At 65.8% G+C, this 19,893-nt stretch carries 20 protein-coding genes and 1 riboswitch; of the genes, 4 read left to right on the top strand and 16 right to left on the bottom strand.

Annotated features, from left to right (window positions below; genetic code table 11):
- Positions 1-20: 20 nt before the first annotated feature.
- Positions 21-98, bottom strand: a riboswitch (SAM riboswitch).
- A gap of 39 nt (positions 99-137) precedes the next feature.
- From ACP15K_RS05685 to xseA, 5 genes are all read right to left on the bottom strand, one after another.
- The gene (locus tag ACP15K_RS05685; RefSeq protein WP_193142459.1) at positions 138-749 is read right to left on the bottom strand and encodes an inner membrane-spanning protein YciB; all 612 of its coding nucleotides are present in this window, start codon (positions 747-749) and stop codon (positions 138-140) included.
- A gap of 61 nt (positions 750-810) precedes the next feature.
- Positions 811-1,713, bottom strand: coding sequence for a DMT family transporter (locus tag ACP15K_RS05680; protein ID WP_193142460.1), 903 nt, complete (start codon positions 1,711-1,713; stop codon positions 811-813).
- Positions 1,714-1,800: 87 nt separating this feature from the next.
- Positions 1,801-2,868: a signal recognition particle-docking protein FtsY gene (gene ftsY, locus ACP15K_RS05675; RefSeq protein ID WP_193142461.1), complete on the bottom strand. Its 1,068-nt coding sequence runs from the start codon at positions 2,866-2,868 to the stop codon at positions 1,801-1,803.
- 305 nt (positions 2,869-3,173) lie between these two features.
- Complete coding sequence (locus ACP15K_RS05670) at positions 3,174-4,871, bottom strand: NAD(P)H-dependent oxidoreductase subunit E (protein ID WP_193142462.1); 1,698 nt, start codon at positions 4,869-4,871, stop codon at positions 3,174-3,176.
- A 99-nt stretch (positions 4,872-4,970) separates the two neighbouring features.
- Complete coding sequence (gene xseA, locus ACP15K_RS05665) at positions 4,971-6,563, bottom strand: exodeoxyribonuclease VII large subunit (RefSeq protein WP_193142463.1); 1,593 nt, start codon at positions 6,561-6,563, stop codon at positions 4,971-4,973.
- Positions 6,564-6,636: 73 nt separating this feature from the next.
- Between xseA and purD the strand changes: the two genes are divergently transcribed.
- The 3 genes from purD to ACP15K_RS05650 all read left to right on the top strand — a co-directional run bounded on the left by purD (position 6,637) and on the right by ACP15K_RS05650 (position 9,670).
- Positions 6,637-7,902, top strand: coding sequence for a phosphoribosylamine--glycine ligase (purD, locus tag ACP15K_RS05660; protein ID WP_424990030.1), 1,266 nt, complete (start codon positions 6,637-6,639; stop codon positions 7,900-7,902).
- A 120-nt stretch (positions 7,903-8,022) separates the two neighbouring features.
- Entirely contained in the window at positions 8,023-8,442 is a 420-nt protein-coding gene (locus ACP15K_RS05655) for a hypothetical protein (protein WP_193142465.1), read from the top strand.
- A complete protein-coding gene (locus ACP15K_RS05650; protein WP_193142466.1) occupies positions 8,435-9,670 on the top strand; it encodes an HlyD family secretion protein in 1,236 nt (411 codons plus the stop codon). The genes ACP15K_RS05655 and ACP15K_RS05650 overlap by 8 nt, the downstream gene beginning before the upstream one ends.
- A gap of 216 nt (positions 9,671-9,886) precedes the next feature.
- On the opposite strand, the gene ACP15K_RS05645 is transcribed toward ACP15K_RS05650, so the two are convergent.
- From ACP15K_RS05645 to ACP15K_RS05635, 3 genes are all read right to left on the bottom strand, one after another.
- The gene (locus ACP15K_RS05645; RefSeq protein ID WP_193142467.1) at positions 9,887-10,261 is read right to left on the bottom strand and encodes a cupin domain-containing protein; all 375 of its coding nucleotides are present in this window, start codon (positions 10,259-10,261) and stop codon (positions 9,887-9,889) included.
- Between the two features lie 91 nt (positions 10,262-10,352).
- A complete protein-coding gene (locus ACP15K_RS05640; RefSeq protein WP_193142468.1) occupies positions 10,353-11,072 on the bottom strand; it encodes an FG-GAP repeat domain-containing protein in 720 nt (239 codons plus the stop codon).
- A gap of 3 nt (positions 11,073-11,075) precedes the next feature.
- The gene (locus tag ACP15K_RS05635; RefSeq protein WP_193142469.1) at positions 11,076-11,399 is read right to left on the bottom strand and encodes a 2Fe-2S iron-sulfur cluster-binding protein; all 324 of its coding nucleotides are present in this window, start codon (positions 11,397-11,399) and stop codon (positions 11,076-11,078) included.
- A gap of 126 nt (positions 11,400-11,525) precedes the next feature.
- Here ACP15K_RS05635 and ACP15K_RS05630 point away from each other — a divergent pair, with 126 nt between their 5' ends.
- A complete protein-coding gene (locus ACP15K_RS05630) occupies positions 11,526-11,888 on the top strand; it encodes an OB-fold nucleic acid binding domain-containing protein (protein ID WP_424990029.1) in 363 nt (120 codons plus the stop codon).
- A gap of 22 nt (positions 11,889-11,910) precedes the next feature.
- Here the strand turns inward: ACP15K_RS05630 and ACP15K_RS05625 are convergent, their stop codons facing one another.
- The 8 genes from ACP15K_RS05625 to rpiA form a co-directional block, all read right to left on the bottom strand.
- Positions 11,911-12,609, bottom strand: a complete 699-nt coding sequence (locus ACP15K_RS05625; protein WP_226925932.1) for a DUF2270 domain-containing protein — start codon at positions 12,607-12,609, stop codon at positions 11,911-11,913.
- Between the two features lie 188 nt (positions 12,610-12,797).
- Complete coding sequence (locus ACP15K_RS05620) at positions 12,798-14,297, bottom strand: DegQ family serine endoprotease (RefSeq protein ID WP_193142471.1); 1,500 nt, start codon at positions 14,295-14,297, stop codon at positions 12,798-12,800.
- Between the two features lie 100 nt (positions 14,298-14,397).
- Positions 14,398-15,282, bottom strand: a complete 885-nt coding sequence (locus ACP15K_RS05615; protein ID WP_193142472.1) for a hypothetical protein — start codon at positions 15,280-15,282, stop codon at positions 14,398-14,400.
- An 80-nt stretch (positions 15,283-15,362) separates the two neighbouring features.
- Complete coding sequence (locus ACP15K_RS05610) at positions 15,363-15,557, bottom strand: DUF2065 family protein (protein WP_193142473.1); 195 nt, start codon at positions 15,555-15,557, stop codon at positions 15,363-15,365.
- Complete coding sequence (gene hflC, locus ACP15K_RS05605; protein ID WP_193142474.1) at positions 15,554-16,435, bottom strand: protease modulator HflC; 882 nt, start codon at positions 16,433-16,435, stop codon at positions 15,554-15,556. The genes ACP15K_RS05610 and hflC overlap by 4 nt, the downstream gene beginning before the upstream one ends.
- Positions 16,436-16,446: 11 nt before the next feature.
- Positions 16,447-17,595, bottom strand: a complete 1,149-nt coding sequence (gene hflK, locus ACP15K_RS05600) for an FtsH protease activity modulator HflK (RefSeq protein WP_193142475.1) — start codon at positions 17,593-17,595, stop codon at positions 16,447-16,449.
- A 66-nt stretch (positions 17,596-17,661) separates the two neighbouring features.
- Positions 17,662-19,020, bottom strand: a complete 1,359-nt coding sequence (gene gor / locus ACP15K_RS05595) for a glutathione-disulfide reductase (RefSeq protein ID WP_193142476.1) — start codon at positions 19,018-19,020, stop codon at positions 17,662-17,664.
- A gap of 24 nt (positions 19,021-19,044) precedes the next feature.
- Positions 19,045-19,824: a ribose-5-phosphate isomerase RpiA gene (gene rpiA, locus ACP15K_RS05590; protein WP_424990028.1), complete on the bottom strand. Its 780-nt coding sequence runs from the start codon at positions 19,822-19,824 to the stop codon at positions 19,045-19,047.
- Positions 19,825-19,893: the final 69 nt, after the last annotated feature.

Raw genomic sequence — 19,893 nt, 5'->3', positions numbered from 1 at the left:
ACCAATGTACCGGGAGAAAAGACGGCCGAAGCCTGACCTCTTTAGCGGTATATTTAACGTGGCCCGCAATCCGGCAACAAAGCGCCACAGGTGGCGCGATACAAATCCCCGCGCCTTGCGTCAAGGGGGATGGCGTTTCAGGCCTCGGGATTGCTGTCGTCTTCGATGCCATAGGTGGCAAACAGGCGGGTCTGCGCCATGAAGAAGGCCATCGTGGCCAGCGGCAGGCCGAAGGTCTTGAAATTCACCCAGACATCGGTGGAAAAGCTGCGCCAGATCACCTCGTTGGCGACCATCAGCAGGGCAAAGAACAGCGCCACGCGCCGGGTCAGCAGCATCCAGCCGTCGTGCTCCAGCGGCACCAGTTCCTCCATCACGTAACGCAGGTAGGACTGGCCGCGCAGCAAGCCGAAGCCCAGCACGCCCGCGAACAGCGCATAGATCAGCGTGGGCTTCATCTTGAAGAAGCGCTCGTCGTTGAAGGCCACGGACATGCCGCCGAAGACCACCACCAGAACCGCCGTGACCACCTGCATCTTCGACAGATGTCCGGTCAGCGCCCACAGGGTGGCGGTTGCCGCCAGCAGGATCGGGATGAACAGCGCGGTGACCAGGATGAAGCCCGAGTATTCTGTGCCGCCGAATGTGAAGACCTGCTCCTTCAGCCGCACGTAGCCGACGAAGAACAGCACCACGGGGCCCAGTTCCAGCGCCAGTTTCAGGTAGGGATTGATCTTGCGGCCGGCCATGGGTCTTCCTTGCTCTGATCACGCGGGGTCGCCTGTCACATCGGATGCCCACGCGCCGGGGTCAAGCCCCCAGCTCGACGATGACCGCGCCGATGGCGATCAGCGACATCAGCGCGATGCGGCGCGGCCCCACGGTTTCCTTAAGCACCAGCCAGCCGATCAGGGCGGCAAACACCGGCGAGGTTTCCCGCAACACCGCCGCCTGCCCGACCTTGCCGATGCGCGTTGCCAGCATGACCGAGCCGAAGCTGCCATAGGCGATGAAAGCGCCGATCAGCCCGCGCAGCATCAGCGGTTTCAGCGCCGGACGCACGTCCATGCGCCGCCAGCGCCGCAGCGCCAACACCGGCATCAGCAGCCCATCGAGGAAGAAAAACCACGCCAGGAAGGTGAAGGGATTCGCCGTCGCCCGGATGCCATAGGCGTCATAGGTCGTATACAGCGCCACGAAGCCCCCCGTCGCCACCGCCAGCCACAACGCCGGCACCAGCGTGTGCCGGTCAAGCTGTACGTGGATCAGGTTGTAGATCGCCAACCCGAAGATCCCCGAGACCAGCACAGCCACCCCCATCCACTGCATCGGGGTGTAGCTTTCGTTGAAGATCAGCCAGGCCCCCACCACGGTGAACAGCGGCCCGGTGCCCCGCACCACCGGATAGACCACCGTATAGGCGCCGCGCTCATAGGCCAGCGCCTGCAGCATCTTGTAGCCCGCGTGGATGAAGAAGACGCTCAGGAAGATGATCCACATGTGCGGCTCGGGCCAGGGCGTCACGAACAGGGCGATGGGCGCGGCCATGGCACCATAGCAGAAATCGATCGCCCCGCGGCTGAGCCAGGGATCGTGACGCCCCTTCTGCAAGGCCCCGAAAACCGCGTGCAACAGTGCCGCCGACAGCGCCAGCAACAGCGCCACCTGCTGCCCGGCCTCGGTGCCTTCCAGAGAGATCAGCCATTCGCTCATGCGCCGTCGCTACCTGCTTCGGCGCGGCTGCACAATCATGCCCGCGTCATTGCGGCGCGGCCACATGGCAGGAGTGCGCGGGCCGCATCATTCCGACAGGCCGGTCAGGGCAACGGCGAATTCTTCCGGGTCGAACGGGGCCAGATCGTCGATCTGCTCACCCACTCCGATGGCATGGATTGGCAGGCCAAAGCGGTCGGCAAGCGCCACCAGCACCCCACCGCGCGCGGTGCCGTCCAGCTTGGTCATCACCAGACCCGACACATCGGCCAGCTTCTGGAACTCCTGCACCTGGTTCAGGGCGTTCTGTCCGGTGGTGGCATCCAGCACCAGCAGCGTGTTGTGCGGCGCGTCGGGATCCTTCTTGCGGATCACCCGGACGATCTTGGCCAGTTCTTCCATGAGGTCGGCGCGGTTCTGCAAACGCCCGGCGGTGTCGATCATCAGCAGATCGGCACCATCGCGTTCGGCGCGGGTCATCGCCTCGAAGGCCAGGCTGGCGGGATCTGAACCTTCGGGCGCGGTCATCACCGGCACGCCCGCGCGCTCGCCCCAGACCTGCAACTGCTCGACCGCTGCGGCCCGAAAGGTGTCGCCCGCCGCAATCACCACCGATTTCCCGGCCGCGCGAAACTGGCTGGCCAGCTTGCCGATGGTGGTGGTCTTGCCGGCGCCATTGACGCCCACCACCAGCACCACCTGCGGGCGCTTGTTGTAGATCGGCATCGGGCGCGCCACCGGTTCCATGATCCGGGCCACCTCTTGCGCCAGAAGCTGCTTGAGCTCACGGCTCGACAGCTTGCTGCCCATGCGGCCCTGCGCCAGCGCCGCCGTCACCCGGCTGGCGGTCTCGACCCCCATGTCGGCGGTGATCAGCAGATCCTCGATCTGCTCCAGCATGTCATCGTCCAGCGCCCGGCGCGGCGCCCCCGTCGTGTCGGCGCGCCCCATCAGCCGCCCCAGCAAACCCGGCTGTGCGGCGGCGGGTTTGGCCTCGGGTTTCGGGGCCTCGGGTGCCGGTGCCGCTGCCGCCGGAGCCACCTCGGGCGCGGGCGGTGCTGCCTCCGCCTCCTCCTCCACGATCGCGTCGATCCCTTCCTCCAGCCTGGAGGAGGATTTGAACATGCGATCCTTGAGTTTCGAGAAGAAGGACATCGGCTCAGCCTTTCAATACACCTGCCTTTCCCTACCCGCCTGTGTCCCCGGATGGAAGAGCACGCCCGCTTGCCGCGCCCGGATCAAGGGCGGCGCAGCCGGGGCGCAGCCCGCACCCTTGAGGCGGGCGCGGCAAGCTTCCATCCTTGAAAGGGCGCTCTGAAGACGCGCATCGCGCCCTCAGACGCCTCTCAGCACAGTCTCCCCCCTGCCGCCCTCCCGACGCCGGGCACGGGGCGGCAGCCGCCGGACCTCCGGTCCGGCCAGCATGTGGGGCGCCCGTCAGGGCGCGCCGCGTAACAGGATCAGATCTCGTCAGGAAAGTGCTTCATGGTCAGTCGGATCGGATTCGGGGCTGCCTGCCCCAGCCCGCAGATCGAGGCATCGGCCATCACCGTACACAGGTCTTCCAGCAAACCCCGGTCCCATCGTTCCGCCTGCATCAATTGCACGGCTTTCTCGCAGCCTGCCCGACAGGGCGTACACTGGCCGCAGCTTTCATCCTCGAAGAACCGCAGCATGTTCAGCGCCGCATCGCGCACCCGGTCCTTGTCCGACAGAACCACCACCGCCGCCGAGCCGATGAAGGTCTCGTGCCGGTGCAGCGTGTCGAAATCCAGCGGCACATCATGCAGGCTGGCGGGCAGAATGCCGGAAGACGGCCCGCCCGGCTGGTAGGCCTTGAAGACATGCCCCTCGGCCATGCCCCCCGCCGCCGCGATCACATCCGTTATGGTGGACCCCGCGGGCAGCAGATAAACCCCCGACCGCGCCACCCGGCCAGAGACCGAATAGCTGCGCAGCCCGGTGCGCCCATTCTTCTCATGGGCATTCAGCACCTGAGGCCCCTCGCGGCAGATGCGCGCCACCCAGAACAGGCTTTCGACATTGTGCACCAGCGTCGGCCGCCCGAAGATCCCGACCTGCGCCACATAGGGTGGCCGGTGCCGGGGCAAGCCGCGCTTGCCCTCGATCGATTCGATCATCGCGCTTTCTTCGCCGCAGATATAGGCGCCCGCGCCGCGCCGCAGATCGACGAACCCGGGCGCGATCAGCCCGGCGGATTCCAGGGCGGCGATTTCGCGGTGCAGGATCTCCAGCACGGCGGGGTATTCGTCGCGCAAATAAATGAAACAGGTCTCGGCCTCGACCGCCCAGGCGGCGATCAGCATGCCTTCCAGGAACAGATGCGGCCGGCGTTCCAGATAGTGGCGATCCTTGAAGGTGCCCGGCTCGCCCTCGTCGGCATTGACCGCCAGATAGCGCGGCCCGTCCGCGGCCCGCACGAAGGACCATTTGCGCCCCGACGGGAAGCCCGCGCCACCCAGACCGCGCAGCCCTGATTGCAGGATGCGGTCCTGCACCTCTTCGGGATCGCCTGCGGCGCGCAGGGCTTCCAGTTCCGCATAGCCGCCTTCGGCCCGATAGGCCGCCAGTTCTTCGTAGTCGGGGATCACCGGGTGGCTGCGCCCTTCGGCCACGGCCGCCAGTACCGTTTCAGGCGTGGCATGATCGACGTGATAATGGCCCAGTTCCACCACCGGGGCAGTGTCGCACCGGCCCATGCAGGGGGCGCGCAGCACCCGCACCTGCGCCGGATCGGTGCCGGCCTCCAGCGCCGATTTCAGCGCCTGCGCCCCGGCCATCTCGCATGACAGGGAATCGCAGACCCGGATGGTCAGGGATGGCGGCGGCGTCTCGCCTTCCTTCACCAGATCGAAATGGGCATAGAAGCTGGCCACTTCCCAGACCTCGGCCTGTGACAGGCGCATTTCTTCGGCCAGCCCCCGCAGATGCGCCGCCGCAAGATGGCCATAGCGATCCTGGATCAGGTGCAGAAACTCGATCAGCAGATCCCGTCGGCGCGGACGGTCGCCCAGCAGCGCCCGCACCTCGTCCCAGGCGGCATCGTTCAGTTGCCGCCCCTTGGGCGTCGTGCGGCCCTTGCCGGGCGCCGATTTCCAGATGCCCTTGCCAAGCGCCTTTGTGGTGTCCCCTGCCATAGTCTACCGTCCTCCGACCCATTGTTTCTTGCTACGCAGCAGGCACCGTTCCCTGCATTTCAGAAGCGACGCTTTCCGGCCCGCCAGGGCCATTCGCACCTAGAATAGCGAACCCTGATCTGGCGGCATATCCTTGATCTTGCGGCGTTTGCCACTGGGTGCGGGTTTTGCCTCGGGCCCGGCGCCCCCGTCGGTCGCCGGCACCGCCTCCAGCACCCCATCGCGAAACTGGATCTGCAGGGCGCTCTGGGTGGCCCCGGATGCGGCACTTGTCACCAGCGTATCGCCGGCGCGCACCACCGCAAAGCCGCGCGCCAGCGTGGATTCGTAGCCCAGCGAGCCGCGCAACCGTTCCAGCGCCGCAAGCCCCTGCCGCCGTTCACCCATGCGCGCCTTCCAGGCCTGCCGCAGCCGCCCCTGCAACCGTGACAGATCGCCGGGTGCCGCCGCCTGCTTTTGCCGGATCGAGCGCAGGCTGAGCCGGCCCGAGATCCCCGCCAGATCCAGCTTGCGGCGCGACTGGAAGGTCTCGGCCGCCCGGTCCAACCGCTTGCCTGCCACTGCCAGCCGCTGACGCTGAGCCTCCAACCGGTCGTTCAGGCGGCCCGGATGCAGGCTGCCCTTGGCGCTGTTCAGACGCGCGCGTTCCTGATGCACACGGCTGCGCAACGCCACCGGCAGGCGTTGCGAAACCGCGTCGAACCGTTGCTCTGCATGGCGGGTCAGATCCTGCGGGCGCGGCAACGCCCGCGACAGATCCCGCAACCGCTGGCCGCGCTGTGCGGCGCTGCGCGCGTGCGCCCCGGCCAGCCGCGCGCCCATGCCTTCGGTAAAGGCCAGAAGCTCGGCCCGCACCGGCACCGCGATTTCCGCCGCCGCCGTCGGGGTCGGAGCGCGCCGGTCCGACACGAAATCGATCAGCGTGGTGTCGGTCTCATGCCCCACCGCCGAAATCAGCGGGATCTCGGACGCCGCCGCCGCCCGCGCCACGACCTCCTCGTTGAAGCCCCACAGATCCTCGATCGAGCCGCCGCCGCGCGCCACGATCAGCACATCGGGCCGGGGCAGCGCACCGCCGGGGGTCATCCGGTTGAAGCCTTCGATGGCGCGCGCCACCTCTGGCGCACAACGCTCGCCCTGCACCGCCACCGGCCAGATCAGCACCTTGGACGGAAACCGGTCGCGCAGCCGGTGCAGGATGTCGCGGATTACCGCGCCCGAGGGAGAGGTCACCACGCCGATGATCTGGGGCAGATAGGGCAGCGGCCGCTTGCGCTCGGGCGCGAACAGCCCCTCGGCCTCCAGCATCTTCTTGCGCTTTTCCAGCATGGCCATCAGGGCACCCGCACCGGCAGGTGTGATGCTGTCGATCACCATCTGGTATTTCGACTGGCCGGGAAAGGTGGTCAGCCGCCCGGTGGCGATCACCTCAAGCCCCTCTTCGGGCTGGGTTGCCAGCTTGGCCGCCTGGCCTTTCCAGATCACACCTGCCAGCACCGACCGGTCGTCCTTCAGGTCCAGATAGACATGGCCCGAGCGCGGGCGCGACACACGGCCCAGCTCGCCGCGCACCCGGACGCGGGCGAATCCCCCCTCGATGGTCTTTTTCACCGCGCCGGAAATCTCGGAAACGGTGAATTCGGGGGCATTGTCCCCCGGTACGGGGCTTGGATCTTCGAACAGGTCGGACATTGACGGGCCTTTGCTTGCGCATCTCGGACCCGCACCCTAGAACCCAAGGCCGAAAAGGCCAAGGAGGGCGGCGATGAACATTCTGATCCTGGGCGGCGGGGGCCGTGAGCATGCGCTGGCATGGGCGGCGCAGCAAAACCCCAAATGCGACCGCCTGATCGCGGCCCCCGGCAACGCCGGAATGGCGGATATCGCCGAACTGGCCGACCTCGACATCAATGATGGCCCGGCGGTCGCCCAATTCTGCGTCGAGAACGCCATCGACTTCGTCATCATCGGCCCCGAGGCACCGCTGGCCGCCGGGGTGGCGGACGAATTGCGCGCCACCGGCATCCTGTGTTTCGGCCCATCGGCGGACGCGGCCAAGCTGGAAGCGTCGAAATCCTTCACCAAGGAAATCTGCGACGCCGCCGGTGCCCCCACCGCCGCCTGGGCGCGCTTCACCGAAGCCGCCCCGGCCAAGGACTATATCCGCGCACAAGGCGCGCCGATCGTGGTCAAGGCCGACGGTCTGGCGGCGGGCAAGGGCGTAATCGTCGCCATGACCGAAGCCGAAGCCCTGGACGCCATCGACGACATGTTCGGCGGCGTCTTTGGCGGCGCCGGGACCGAGGTGGTGATCGAGGAATTCATGGAGGGCGAGGAAGCCTCGTTCTTCGTGCTCTGCGACGGCGAGGTCGCCCTGCCCGTGGGCACCGCGCAGGATCACAAGCGCATCGGCGAAGGCGACACCGGCCCCAACACTGGCGGCATGGGCGCCTATTCCCCCGCACCGGTGCTGACTGACAAGATCGCCGAACGCACCATGACCGAGATCGTCTATCCGACCCTGCGCGAGATGGTGGCGCGCGGCACCCCCTACCAGGGCGTGCTCTACGTCGGGCTGATGATCCAGGACGGCGCACCGCGCCTGGTGGAATACAACGTCCGCTTCGGCGATCCGGAATGCCAGGCCCTGATGCTGCGGCTGGGCGCGCAGGCCTTCGACCTGCTGCACGCCTGCGCCGAAGGCCGTCTGGCCGACACCCAGGTCACCTGGGCCGATGATCATGCCATGACCGTGGTGCTCGCTGCACAGGGCTATCCCGGCAGCTATGCCAAGGGCAGCGAGATCAAGGGCCTCGACGCCCTGCCCGCCGACAGTTTTCACATGATGTTCCACGCCGGCACCAAGGAAGTCGACGGCAAGATTACCGCCAACGGCGGAAGGGTGCTGAATGCCACGGCGCGCGGCGCAACCCTGGCCGAGGCCCGCGACCGCGCCTATGCGCTGGTCGATGGCACCGACTGGCCCGAGGGCATCTGCCGCCGCGACATCGGCTGGCGCGCGCTGAACTGACGGGCGATTCCCCCTGGCTCCCCCAGGGGCGAGAACCCTTGCCCTTGCGTCATCCGGGTTGGTAGACCCCAGGCAATGGCCCGGCCCCGGGCTCCTTCGCATCTACAAGGATATCCCCCCATGGCCGACCCCGCTTTGCCCATCCACCCCCTCGCACCAGAGCATCTGCCCCGCTTCATCACCGCCCCGGGCCAGACCGACCAGATGCTGGTGAACGTCGGGATCTTCCTGGTGGTCGCCATCCTGCTGCTGGGGGTGTTGTATCTGTACCTGCACTCCCTGCCCGACCGGATGGCGCATAGCTCCAACTCGGCCCAGTTCCAGTTGATCGGCGTGATGACCCTGCTGGCGCTGTTCACCCACAACAACATCTTCTGGGTGGGCGCCTTGCTGCTGGTCTTTCTCGACATCCCCGATTTCATGACCCCGTTACGCAGCATCGCGGCCTCTCTGGAAAAGGCAACCGGCCGTCAGGGCCTGCCCGAAACCGTGACCGGCGAGGATGCGGCCAAACCGGCGGCGGAGACCGATCATGTTTGAACTGATGTTCTGCTCGTTCTTCACGATCCTGCCGGACTACCTGTATCGCCGCCTGATACAGGGCAAGCGGATCGGCCAGGAAATCAACCTGTTCACAGTCTGGTACGAATTGCGCTGGGGGCTGACCGGGTGCTTCATGCTGACCATCGGCCTGATCACAACGGTGTTCTACTTCCACCCGTCGACCACGGCTGTATCGTCCTACTATCGCACGGTCACCATCCTGCCGCAGATCGCCGGACGGGTCGAAGCTGTCTACGTGATCTCGAAACAGGAGGTGAAGACCGGTGATCCGATCTTCAAGATCGAGGATTCCTCGCAGCAGACCGCCCTGGACACCGCCACCCGTCGCATTGCCGAGATCGAGGCCGCCGCGCTGGTGGCCCAAAATCAGCTCACGGCCGCCGAAGGCACCATCGATCAGGCCATCGGCGCGCTCGAACAGTCCGAAGATGAACTGGCCCGCCAGTTGAACCTGCAGGCGCGCAACCCCGATGTGGTGGCCGGGCGCGAGATCGACCGGCTGCAGAACTCGGTCGAATCCCGGCTAGGCGCCGTGGACGCCGCGCAAGCCCAGCGGGCGGCCATCGAAACCCAGATCAACGAATTGCTCCCGGCGCAACTGGCTACCGCCAATGCGCAATTGGCGCAAGCACAGGCCGAGTTGGACAAGACTCTGGTCGTGGCCGGGGTCGACGGCACGGTCGAGCAATTCGGGCTGCAGGTCGGCGACTATATCTCCTCCGTCCTGCGCCCGGCCGGCATCCTGATCCCGCATGAGTTCGATCGGGGTGTGTTTCTGGCAGGTTTCGGACAGTTGACAGGCCAGGTCGTCAAGCCCGGCATGCTGGCCGAGATCGCCTGCGCCACGCAACCGTTCAAGATCATCCCGATGGTGGTGACTTCGGTGCAGCCGGTGATCGCCTCGGGGCAGTTCCGGCCCTCGGACCGGCTGCTCGATCCGGGCAATGCGCCGGCACCGGGGTCGCTGACCGCCACCCTGCAACCGTTGTTTGAAGGGCAGACCAATGCGGTTCCGCCCGGCAGTTCCTGTGTCGCCAACGCCTACACCAGTTTTCACGCGCAACTGGAAAGCGCCGATCTGCCATTCTTGACACGGCTCGGGATGCACGGGGTGGACACGGTCGGCCTGCTGCACGCAATCATCTTGCGGGCACAGGTGTTGTTGCTGCCGGTCCGGACACTGGTGTTCTCGGGCGGCCACTAGGGCAACCGGGGCGCTTTCCGGGTCCGGCGGGCCCTGACCATGGACGCGGCGCCTTGAGGGGCAGACCTGCCGCTCAAACGCCTCTCAGCAGTATCCCTTGGCATTCTTGCAGGCCCACAGCGGACCGGTGCGCGCAACCGCCGCGCCCGTCAGGGCGCGGCACGGCCCAACCCCGTCAGACACCGCACGGTGTCGCAACGGGGGCGGGAGCGCCCCCTATCCGTCGGTCGGGAACTGCACCACCATCATCTCGACCGCTTCGCCGTTCATCGCGCGCGAGGCATGGCCACCGCCCGTCACATCCTTCATCCAGAAGATGTCACCCGGCCCGAAATCACGGACCTCGCCGTCCCCGGCCTCGACCCGGAACAGGCCGCGCAGGATGAAGGCCACTTGTTCCAGCGGCGAATTGTGCGGAACCCCCACCCAGCCTGCGGGCAGGGTCAGGGCCACCAGCGCGCTTGCGGGGATCTTCTCGGACAGCAGCATCGGTGCTGCGGGCGGCGCGAAATGGGTCTCTTCCAGCAGGAAATCGGCCTCCTGAAAGTGGGAAACCCCTTCGGCATCTTCATCCAGTATCGTGTAACGCATGGCGGCTCCTCCCTTACCGAAAATCATCGGACCGGGAGAAGCCTAGCATGGGACCGGAGTTTCCCGAAGAGTCTGAGATCAGGCCAGCCGATCAGTCGGCACAGGCCAGGGCCGCGTCAAAGCCCGCCGCATCGGTGGGCTTGCCCAGGCGGCGGGCACTCAACTGACCCTCTCGCAACTGCACCGCCACCAGATCGCCCCAGTTGCCCGTGGCCAGCACCAGTTCGGCGCCCTGCCCGCAGTCCCGCACCCCGCCCGAGATGTCACGCTCTCCGATCCGGTGGTTGGTCACGCCCGGCAGGTCTGCCACCGGCACCAGCGCCCCATCCTCGATGCGCCAGACGCGCAGGGTCTTGGCCAGATGCGGGCGGTCCACATAGGCGATCTCGATCCTGCCGTCGCCGTCCAGATCCGCGATCCCCGCCGGCGCCAGCCAGCGGAACCGCGTGCCGATGAAGGGGGTGGCATAGCGCAGGCCGGTGGCATCATAGATCGCCAGACGCGCCCCGCGCCGCTGGTCGCTTTCGACCACCACAACCTCGGCCTGCCCGTCGCCATCCACGTCCGCCAGACGTGGCGCTGTGTCCTCGAACACCCGCGTGTCGGGCAACACCAGCCGCAGGGGCGGCGCGTCGGCACGTTCCAGCACCAGCGCGCCATGTTCGATGCCATCGCCCAGCACCGCATGCGGATAGCGGGTGGTGGGATCGGCGTAGCGGGCGCCGGTGATCTCGGCCGCGACCGGCAGCGCCAGAAACATCGCCAGCACCCCTGCCAGCAGCCCCGGCACCGCCGCCCGCCCGATACACATGGCTCAGATCTGCTTTTCGGGCATCTGTACAACCAGCCCGTCCAGATCGTCGGTCACCTTGATCTGGCAGGTCAGGCGCGACCGCCCCGGCTCGGGCTCATAGGCGAAATCCAGCATGTCCTCTTCCATCGGATCGGCGGCGGGCACCTTCTCGATCCAGTCGGGATGCAGGTAGACATGGCAGGTGGAACAGGCGCAGGCGCCGCCGCAATCGGCCTCGATCCCGGGCACGTTGTTGTCGCGCGCGCCTTCCATCACGGTCAGCCCCACGGGCACATCGACGACATGCTCGGTTCCATTGTGCTCGATATAGGTGATCTTCGGCATGTTCTGCCCCTTCTGCCTGGCTCACTTGCAAACTCTCGCTGAGGCGGGACATAGGCCAGCGCGACGGGATTTTCCAGAGCCGCACGCGCCCTTGTGAAATCGTCGCATTGTTCTATCTTTGTTCACATGCCCCGCAGCCTGACCCCAGCCCCGTCTGACATCCAGTGGCCCCGCCCGCCGCTGGCCCTGCCGGCCGCCTGGCTGGATCGCCCGCCCAATGGTGCGCGGGTAACCGTGGCCGGGCTGGTGCTGGTGCGCCAGCGGCCCGGCACCGCCAAGGGGGTAATCTTCCTGACGCTTGAGGATGAGACCGGTGTGGTCAACGTGGTGGTCTGGAAATCGCTGTTCGACGTGCACCGCCGCGCCGTGATCGCCGGGCGGCTGCTGCGGGTGACCGGGCGCATCCAGCGCGAGAACTCTGTCACCCATGTGGTCGCCGAACAGGTCGAAGATATCTCGGCCCTGCTGGACACGCTTGTGACCTCGTGACCCGCGCCCCGGCGCCAGCCGGTCAGGCGATCGAGATCAGATGCTTGCGCCCCGCCGCGGCCCGCACCCGCTTTTCGATCATCTGCGTCCAGACCGCGACGATGATCCAGCTGCCGTGGAAAGCCACCCCCAGCAGGAAGACCCAGCCGCCATGGACCGGGCCGATGGCGGCCCGCTGGATGAACTCGGCGAAATCGGCGGCCGGAACCGGATGGATCAGCAGCTTGCCGAAATAGGCCACCGCCTGCACCGACAGGATATAGGCATAGTTGCGCCGCAACCGCCGCCCCATCGCCCGCAGGAACGAGATATGAAACGTCGGATGGATATAGTCCGAGGCCAGCAGCGTGTTCCACTTGCCATCCATGAGCACGCCCTCGCCGCGCAGCATCGGGCCGTACATGTCGGTTTCCATCAATCGGCAGCGCGCCCGCCAGACGTTGAAATAGCGATAGCGGCGCGCTTCGAACATCAGGAAAACGCCCACCAGCAGACCCACCAGCAACAGCGGCAGCGGCGTCGCCTCGGGTCCGGCAAAGGTCAGCGACAGGGCCAGCCCCGTGGTCACCACCGACCAGTTGGTGGTCTGGTCCAGCCGGGTGCGCCAGATCGTGCTGCGGTAAACCTCGCCGCGATAGAGATGCGCCAAGGCCCCCATTTCAGCGGCCGTGAACTCTCCGGCCTGATCCTGGACCTGGGGCTTGAAATTTGGATGTGTCATATGGCTTTCCGTCTGGTGCCTCCCGACTATTGCACCCCATCCGCGACCCGCCTAGGACAAGTTCACCAACTGCCCGGATTTTTGGCGCGCTACTATGAATGGCAAGCGATCCGTGTTGCTCCGTTCCGGGCGTCCGCCACGAAAAAGGGCGCCCGAAGGCGCCCCATCCGTTGATCACATGATCGGTGTCAGTCCACCGAGAGCGCCACGAAACGCGGATCCCCGCCCCGGCGCACCAGCAGCAGCAGCGACTTGCGGCCAGCCTCGCGGGCATCGGCGATGCGATCCTGAAGGTCGGTGACCGAGCTGACCTTCTCCTGCCCGGCTTCGGCGATCACGTCACCGCTGCGCAGACCCTTCTCGAAGGCGTCGCTGTCTTCATCCAGATCGGTGACCACCAGGCCGGTGCTGTCTTCTTCCAGACCCAGCTGGCTGCGCAACTCGTCGTTCAGAACCGTCACATCCATGCCCAGGACGGTGTCCTGGATCGGTTCGTTGGCGGCGGCGGCGGCCGGCACGGTTTCGGCGGTCTCGCGACGGCCAAGCGTGACCATCAGCGTTTCGGTCTTGCCATCGCGGAACACGGTGACCCGCACGGCCTTGCCGACCGAGGTGTTGCCGACCTTGCGCACCAGTTCGCGGGTGTCGCTCACATCGGTGCCGTCGAAGCTGAGAATCACGTCGCCCGACTTCATCCCGGCATCCAGCGCCGGACCTTCCGGCACATCGGTGACCAGCGCGCCTTCGGCGGTCTCAAGTCCCAGCGCATCGGCCAGTTCCTCGGTCACGTTCTGGATCCGCACACCCAGCCAGCCGCGGCGGGTTTCGCCGAACTGCTTGAGTTGGTCGACCACGTTCTTCACCACCGAGGACGACATGGCAAAGCCGATGCCGATGGAACCGCCGTTGGGCGACAGGATCGCGGTGTTCACGCCGATCACCTGACCGTCCATGTTGAACAGCGGCCCGCCCGAGTTGCCCCGGTTGATCGCCGCGTCGGTCTGGATGTAGTCGTCATAGCTGCCCGACAGCGCCCGGCCGCGCGCCGAGACGATGCCGGCAGAGACCGAGAACCCCTGCCCCAGCGGGTTGCCCATGGCCATGACCCAGTCGCCCACGCGGGCGGCTTCGCTGTCGCCGAAAGTGACGAAGGGCAGCGGGGTGTCGCTGTCGACCTTGAGCAGCGCGATGTCGGTTTTCGGATCGGTGCCGATGACTTCCGCCGGAAGCTCGGTGCCGCCAAAGAACTCGATCATGATCTCGTCGGCGGATTCGATGACGTGGTTGTTGGTGACGATATAGCCGTCTTCCGACACCACGAAGCCCGATCCCAGCGCCGAACCGCGCCGCTGGCGCTGCTGGTCGCCCTGGCCGTTGCGATCCATGAAGTCTCGGAAGAAGTCCTCGAACGGCGAGCCATCGGGAATGATCGGCATGTTCTCACCACTGGCCGTGGCAACGGTGGTACGTGTGGTGATGTTGACCACGGCGTCGCTGACCTGTTCTGCCAGATCGGCGAAGCTGTCAGGCGCACCCCGGGCTTCGACGGGCTGGCCCTGTCCAAGGGCAACCGCAAAGCCAAGCCCAAGCGCCACGATGGCCGCCCGCACCTGAGAGGGTTGGGAAATATCGCTGAAGCGCACTGTGATCTCCTTTTTCGTTCGTTCAGGCAGGCCGCTCGGAAACATGCGGTCTGTTTGATACGCAATATGGGGGTGTCGCGACGAAAAAGCCAACTCCCTCGCCGTTGCAATTGCTGTCACACCTGCGTGAAAGATGTGAACCGCGTCAGAAGGTGATGTTCAGGATCGCCCCGAAGATCGGCGCGTTGTCATAGTCGCGCTGCACCTGCTTGCGGCCATCCTTGTCGCTGAGCGTGAAGCGGCCATTGGTCTGCACCCCGGCAAAGGCGGCAAGGCGGACCTGGTCGTTGGGTTCCCATCCGACACTGGCCACCAGCGGAAAGCTCTGGTCGCGGGCGATACCGTCCGGCACGCTGGCGTCGTCGTCCAGACGGAATTCCACGTTCTCGACCCGGCCAGCGATGCCGACGCTCCACGCGTCGTTCAGGGCGTAGGTCAGTGCCAGACCCGGCCCCTGGGTGGCGCCGAGCCCTTCCCCGGTGGCCAGTTGCAGACGCTCGGTGATGTCCCATTCCACCAGCAGGAAGGGGAACACCTGCACGTCGTCGTCCAGCTTGGAGAAGATCCCCAGCGCCGGGCCGATCACCAGGTTGGGCGAGACCCGCCACGCCGCCCCGGCAAACATGCCCCAGGTCATCGCCTTGTCCATGTCGCCGTCGATCTCGCCGTTCCAGCGCACGGTCGGGGCGATGAAGCCGAAGCCCGTATCGCCAAGGCGGAAGTCATAAGACAACGAAATGCTGTCGCTGCGATAGTCGAAACTCTTGCCGATGGCGGGCACATCGTCGAAGTCATAGCGGCCCCGGCCGATCTCGACGCCGACGCCGACGCCGGTGCGGCGGGTCAACAGGAAGGACGCGCCGAAGTTCACCACCCCGGCGCTGGCGCTGACCGAGCCGCCACCGTCGATATCGGCCTTCGATTGATACAGCGCGCCCGTGGTGATCTCGTAAGTCGCCAGATCGGGACGTTCCTGCGCCAAGACTGGCAGGGGAAGCAGGGCTAGGGCAGAGACCAGAACGGAACGCATCGCGAACTCCAATAAGGCAAGGTATCTCGATTACGCAGGCCAACCCGGTTCGGATCAACATTAGCCACGACTACAGCGATCTATCCGCCACCGGTGCCGCCGGTCAGCCACAACAGCAACACCCCGAACGCCAACGCGCCAAGCCCGAGGGCCCGGCGCGTGTCGATGGAAAGCGTGGCCAGAAAGGCGGCCAGATCTTCAAGTCGCTTCGGGGCCAGTGCCAGCACCAGCCCCTCGGCCACCAGGACAAACCCGATGGCCGTCAGGACGATCAATTATCGCGCCCCATGGAGCCATCCAGATAGTCGAAGAACTCGCTGTCCGGTGTGATGACCATGGACGAATTGCCGCCCTTGATCGCCCGCTCATAGGCGGTCAGCGACCGGTAGAACTCGAAGAAGTCCTGATCGGCACCATAGGCCTGCGCAAAGACGCGGTTGCGTTCAGCATCGGCTTCACCGCGGGTGATCTCGGCGTCCCGCGTGGATTCCGATACCAGTTCCACCACGGTCCGGTCGGCTTGCGCCCGCACCCGCTGGGCCGCTTCCTCGCCGCGCGCGATCTCGTCGGCGGCTTCGCGTTCCCGTTCCGCCCGCATCCGGGCAAAGGTGGCGTCAAGGTTCTGATCCGGAAGGTTGGTCTGCACCAGCCGCACGTCGACCACATCCAGCCCCAGCGCCGAGGCGCGCGCGGCGGACTGGTCGCGGATCCGGGTCATCAGTTCGGCCCGATCCGCCGACAGGATGGTGTTCGACGTGACCCCATCCGCACCCAGAACCTGACGGGTCTGGGTGGTCAGGATGCCGGCCAGACGATCCTCGGCGACGCGCAGCCCACCAACACCAACGGCCTGTCGGAACTGAACCACATCGGCGATCCGGTAGCGCGCGAAGGCATCGACGATCAGGCGCCGGTCATCCGACGGCGTGACTTCGATGGGCGGCGTGTCCAGCGACAGGATGCGGTCGTCATAGCGCACGACCTCCTGGATGAAGGGGATCTTCATCGCCAATCCCGGGTCTTCCTTCACGGCCTTGATCTGGCCGAATTGCAGCACCAGGGCCTTCTGACGTTCATCGACGATGAACAGCGAGGACAGCACCAGCGCCCCGACCACAACCGCAGCCGGCAGCAGGAATGTTGCTTTCTTCATGCTCATTCTCCTTATTGCTGGGCGCTGTTGCGACGCAGCTCATTCAGCGGCAGGTAGGGCACGACGCCCTGCCCTGTGCCCGAGCCATTGTCGTTCAGGATGACCTTGTCGACGTCACCCAGAACCTTCTCCATGGTTTCCAGGTACAGACGCTTGCGGGTCACTTCCGGCGCGGCAGAGTATTCTTTCAGAACGGCGAGGAAACGGCTGGCCTCACCCTGGGCTTCGTTGACGACCTGCGCGCGATAGCCTTCGGCCTCTTCCAGAAGCTGTGCGGCTTCACCCCGTGCCCCGGCAAGAACCCGGTTGGCATAGGCGTCGGCCTGACGTTCCAGTCGATCCCGTTCCTGCTCGGCGGCCTGCACTTCGCGGAAGGCGTCGATCACCTCGATCGGCGGGTCGGCCTTGGCAAGGTTGACCCGGACGATGTTGATGCCGCTGTCATAGCTTTCCAGCGTCGACTGGATCAGTTCCTGTGCGCTGGCTTCGATCATGCCGCGGTCGCGGTTCAGGATCGGCGCCAGTTCCGAACGCGCGATGATCTCGCGCATCGCCGATTCAGACACCGAGCGCACGGTCTGGACCGGGTCGCGCAGGTTGAACAGGAATTTCGCCGGGTCGTTGATGTTCCAGACCACCTGGAAGTCGATGTCGACGATGTTTTCGTCGGTGGTCAGCATCAGCCCGCCATCATCCCCGGTGTTGCGGCCGTCTCCGATGTCCTCGGATTGTTCGCGCGTCACCGGCAGAACCTCGTAGGTCACGAGGGGCCAGGGCGCGAAGTTCAGACCCGGATTGCCGGTCTGGCTGTATTTGCCAAGGAACAGTTCCACCGATTGTTCTTCCGGCTTCACGGTGTAGAGCGAGGCGAACACCCAAACGCCCACCAGCACGATGGCGCCCAGGCCGAGCGCCCCCTTGGACATCTTCGGACCGCCGCCAAAGCCGCCGCCCTTGCCGCCGCGGCCGCCCATCAGAACCTTGAGCTGTTCCTGGCCCTTGCGGACAATCTCGTCGATTTCTGGGATCTGGGGCTGATCGCCCTGTCCGGGACGGCGCCCGCCCCCGCGATTGTCGCCGCCGCTGCCATCGCCGCCGCCGCCGTTACCTGAATTACGGCCTCCGCCGCTTCCCCAGGGACCTCCGCTGTTTCCTGCCATGTGAAGCCTTCTTCCTGTTTCGTCTCAAGACGTCTTGAATTCTAGATGAGCGCACGAGCGGGAATATCAAGCCGTGCGCATGGGGTCCTTCATGGTGACCAGTTCCTCGGCCATGGTCGGATGCACCGCCACGGTGGCGTCGAACTGTTCCTTGGTGGCCCCCATTTTCACCGCAATGGCGGCCAGTTGGATCATCTCGCCGGCCTGCGGTGCCACAATGTGACAGCCCAGAACGCGGCGCGTTTCCTGACTGACAATCAGTTTCATCAGCACCCGGTCGTCGCGGCCCGCAAAGGCCGACTGCATCGCCTTGAACGAGGTGCAGTAGACCTCGATCGGCTCCTGTTCGCGGGCGGCCTCCTCGGTCAGACCCACGGTGCCCAGTTCCGGCTGGGTGAACACGGCAGAGGCCACGAGTTCGTGATCCGGTGCCGTGGGGTTGCCGTTGAACACGGTTTCCACGAAGGCCATGCCCTCGCGGATCGCGACCGGGGTCAGGTTGATCCGGTTGGTCACATCCCCAATAGCATAGATCGACGGCACCGCGGTCTGCGAATACTGGTCCACGACCACTTCGCCGCGGCGGCCGATCTCGACGCCCAGTTCCTCAAGCCCCAGACCCTCGGTATTGGGCACGCGGCCGGTGGCATACATGACTTTCTCATAGGTGCGGTGCGAGCCGTCGGTGGCCTTGACCCAGATGCCTTCGGCGCCGCGATCCTCCATCTCGACCACATTGGTGCCGGTGTGCAGCGTGACGCCGCCTTCGATCATCTTTTCGGCCACCAGCCCGCGCGCCTCGTCATCGAAGCCGCGCAGGATCTGCGCGCCACGATAAAACTGTGTAACTTCGACGCCCAAACCATTGAGAATGCACGCGAACTCACATGCAATGAAGCCGCCGCCGACAATCAGAATCGACTTGGGCAACTGCTCAAGATGGAAGATGTCGTTCGAGGTGATGACATGTTCGGCACCGTCCATCTCGGGCACGAAGGGACGCCCGCCGGTGGCGACCAGTATGTGCTTGGCGGTATAGGTTGTGCCATCGGCCAGTTCCACCGTATGCGGATCGCGGATCACGGCGCGCTGGTTGTGCCAGTCCACGTCGTTGCGGGTCAGGATGCCCTGATAGACCCCTTCCAGCCGGTCCAGTTCCGCCTCGAGCTTGCCACGAAACCCCGGCCAGTCCAACTCGCCGTTGGAAACGTCCCAGCCATAGCCGCGCGCATCGTCGAACACCGCGCGGTAGGAGGACGCAAACACCATCAGCTTCTTCGGCACGCAGCCCCGGATCACACAGGTGCCGCCCATACGGCTTTCCTCGGCCAGACCAACCCTGGCCCCGCCCTGCGCCGCCACGCGGGCCGCGCGCACACCGCCGGACCCGCCACCGATCACGAAAAGGTCGAAATCAAAACTCATACCGCGTCTCCTGAAACTGCGTCGTCATGCTGCCGGAAGGGCCGCTGCCTCGGCCGGGTCGACCCGGGCAAGAACTGGCGCCGATCCATCCGCACGACGGGTTTCCACGCGCCCGTCGGGATGGCCAATCACAACCGCGTCACACAGGCCCAGGAACAGTCCGGTTTCCACCACGCCGGGGATCTGCAGCAGTGCTGCGGCCAGATCCGCCGGGGCGTCGATCCGCGCCAGCGCCAGGTCGACGATGTGGTTGCCCTCGTCGGTGACGAAGGGCGCATCACCCTGCATCCGCAGCCGGCTGCTGCGTGCGCCCACGGCGGCGGTTTCCAGCACCTTGTCGATCAGCTTGCTTGTGACGCCCTTGCCGAACGGCGTGATCTCGACCGGCAGGGGGAAAGCGCCCAGTTGCGCCACGTCCTTGCTGGGATCGGTGATGACCACCATCCGGTTCGAGGCCGCCGCCACGATCTTTTCCTGAAGATGCGCGCCGCCGCCGCCCTTGATCAGGTTCAGCGCCGGGTCGAATTCATCGGCCCCGTCGATGGTCAGGTCCAGCCATCCGGCTTCGTCCAGCGTGACCACCCTCAGACCCAGCGCCCGCGCCAGATCGCCGGTCCGGGTCGAAGTCGGCACGCAGGTCAGCGACAGCCCTTCCCGCGCCACACGGGCGGCCAGTGCCCGCACCATCCAGTTCGCGGTCGAGCCGGTGCCCAACCCCAGTTTCATACCGTCTTCGACAAGATCCACCGCGCCGCGCGCCGCGGCGAATTTTCCGGCATCAGCCTGAGAAAGAGGTTCGGACATCAGTGACTCCCTGCAACTGGCCATATCTATACGCAGCCTTTGACCCGGCTGCGAGGGCAATAGGGCAAA

It is taken from the genome of Fluviibacterium sp. S390, assembly GCF_049800695.1.
Classification (GTDB): Bacteria; Pseudomonadota; Alphaproteobacteria; order Rhodobacterales; family Rhodobacteraceae; genus Meridianimarinicoccus.
This window is presented reverse-complemented; position numbering and strand designations above follow the sequence as displayed.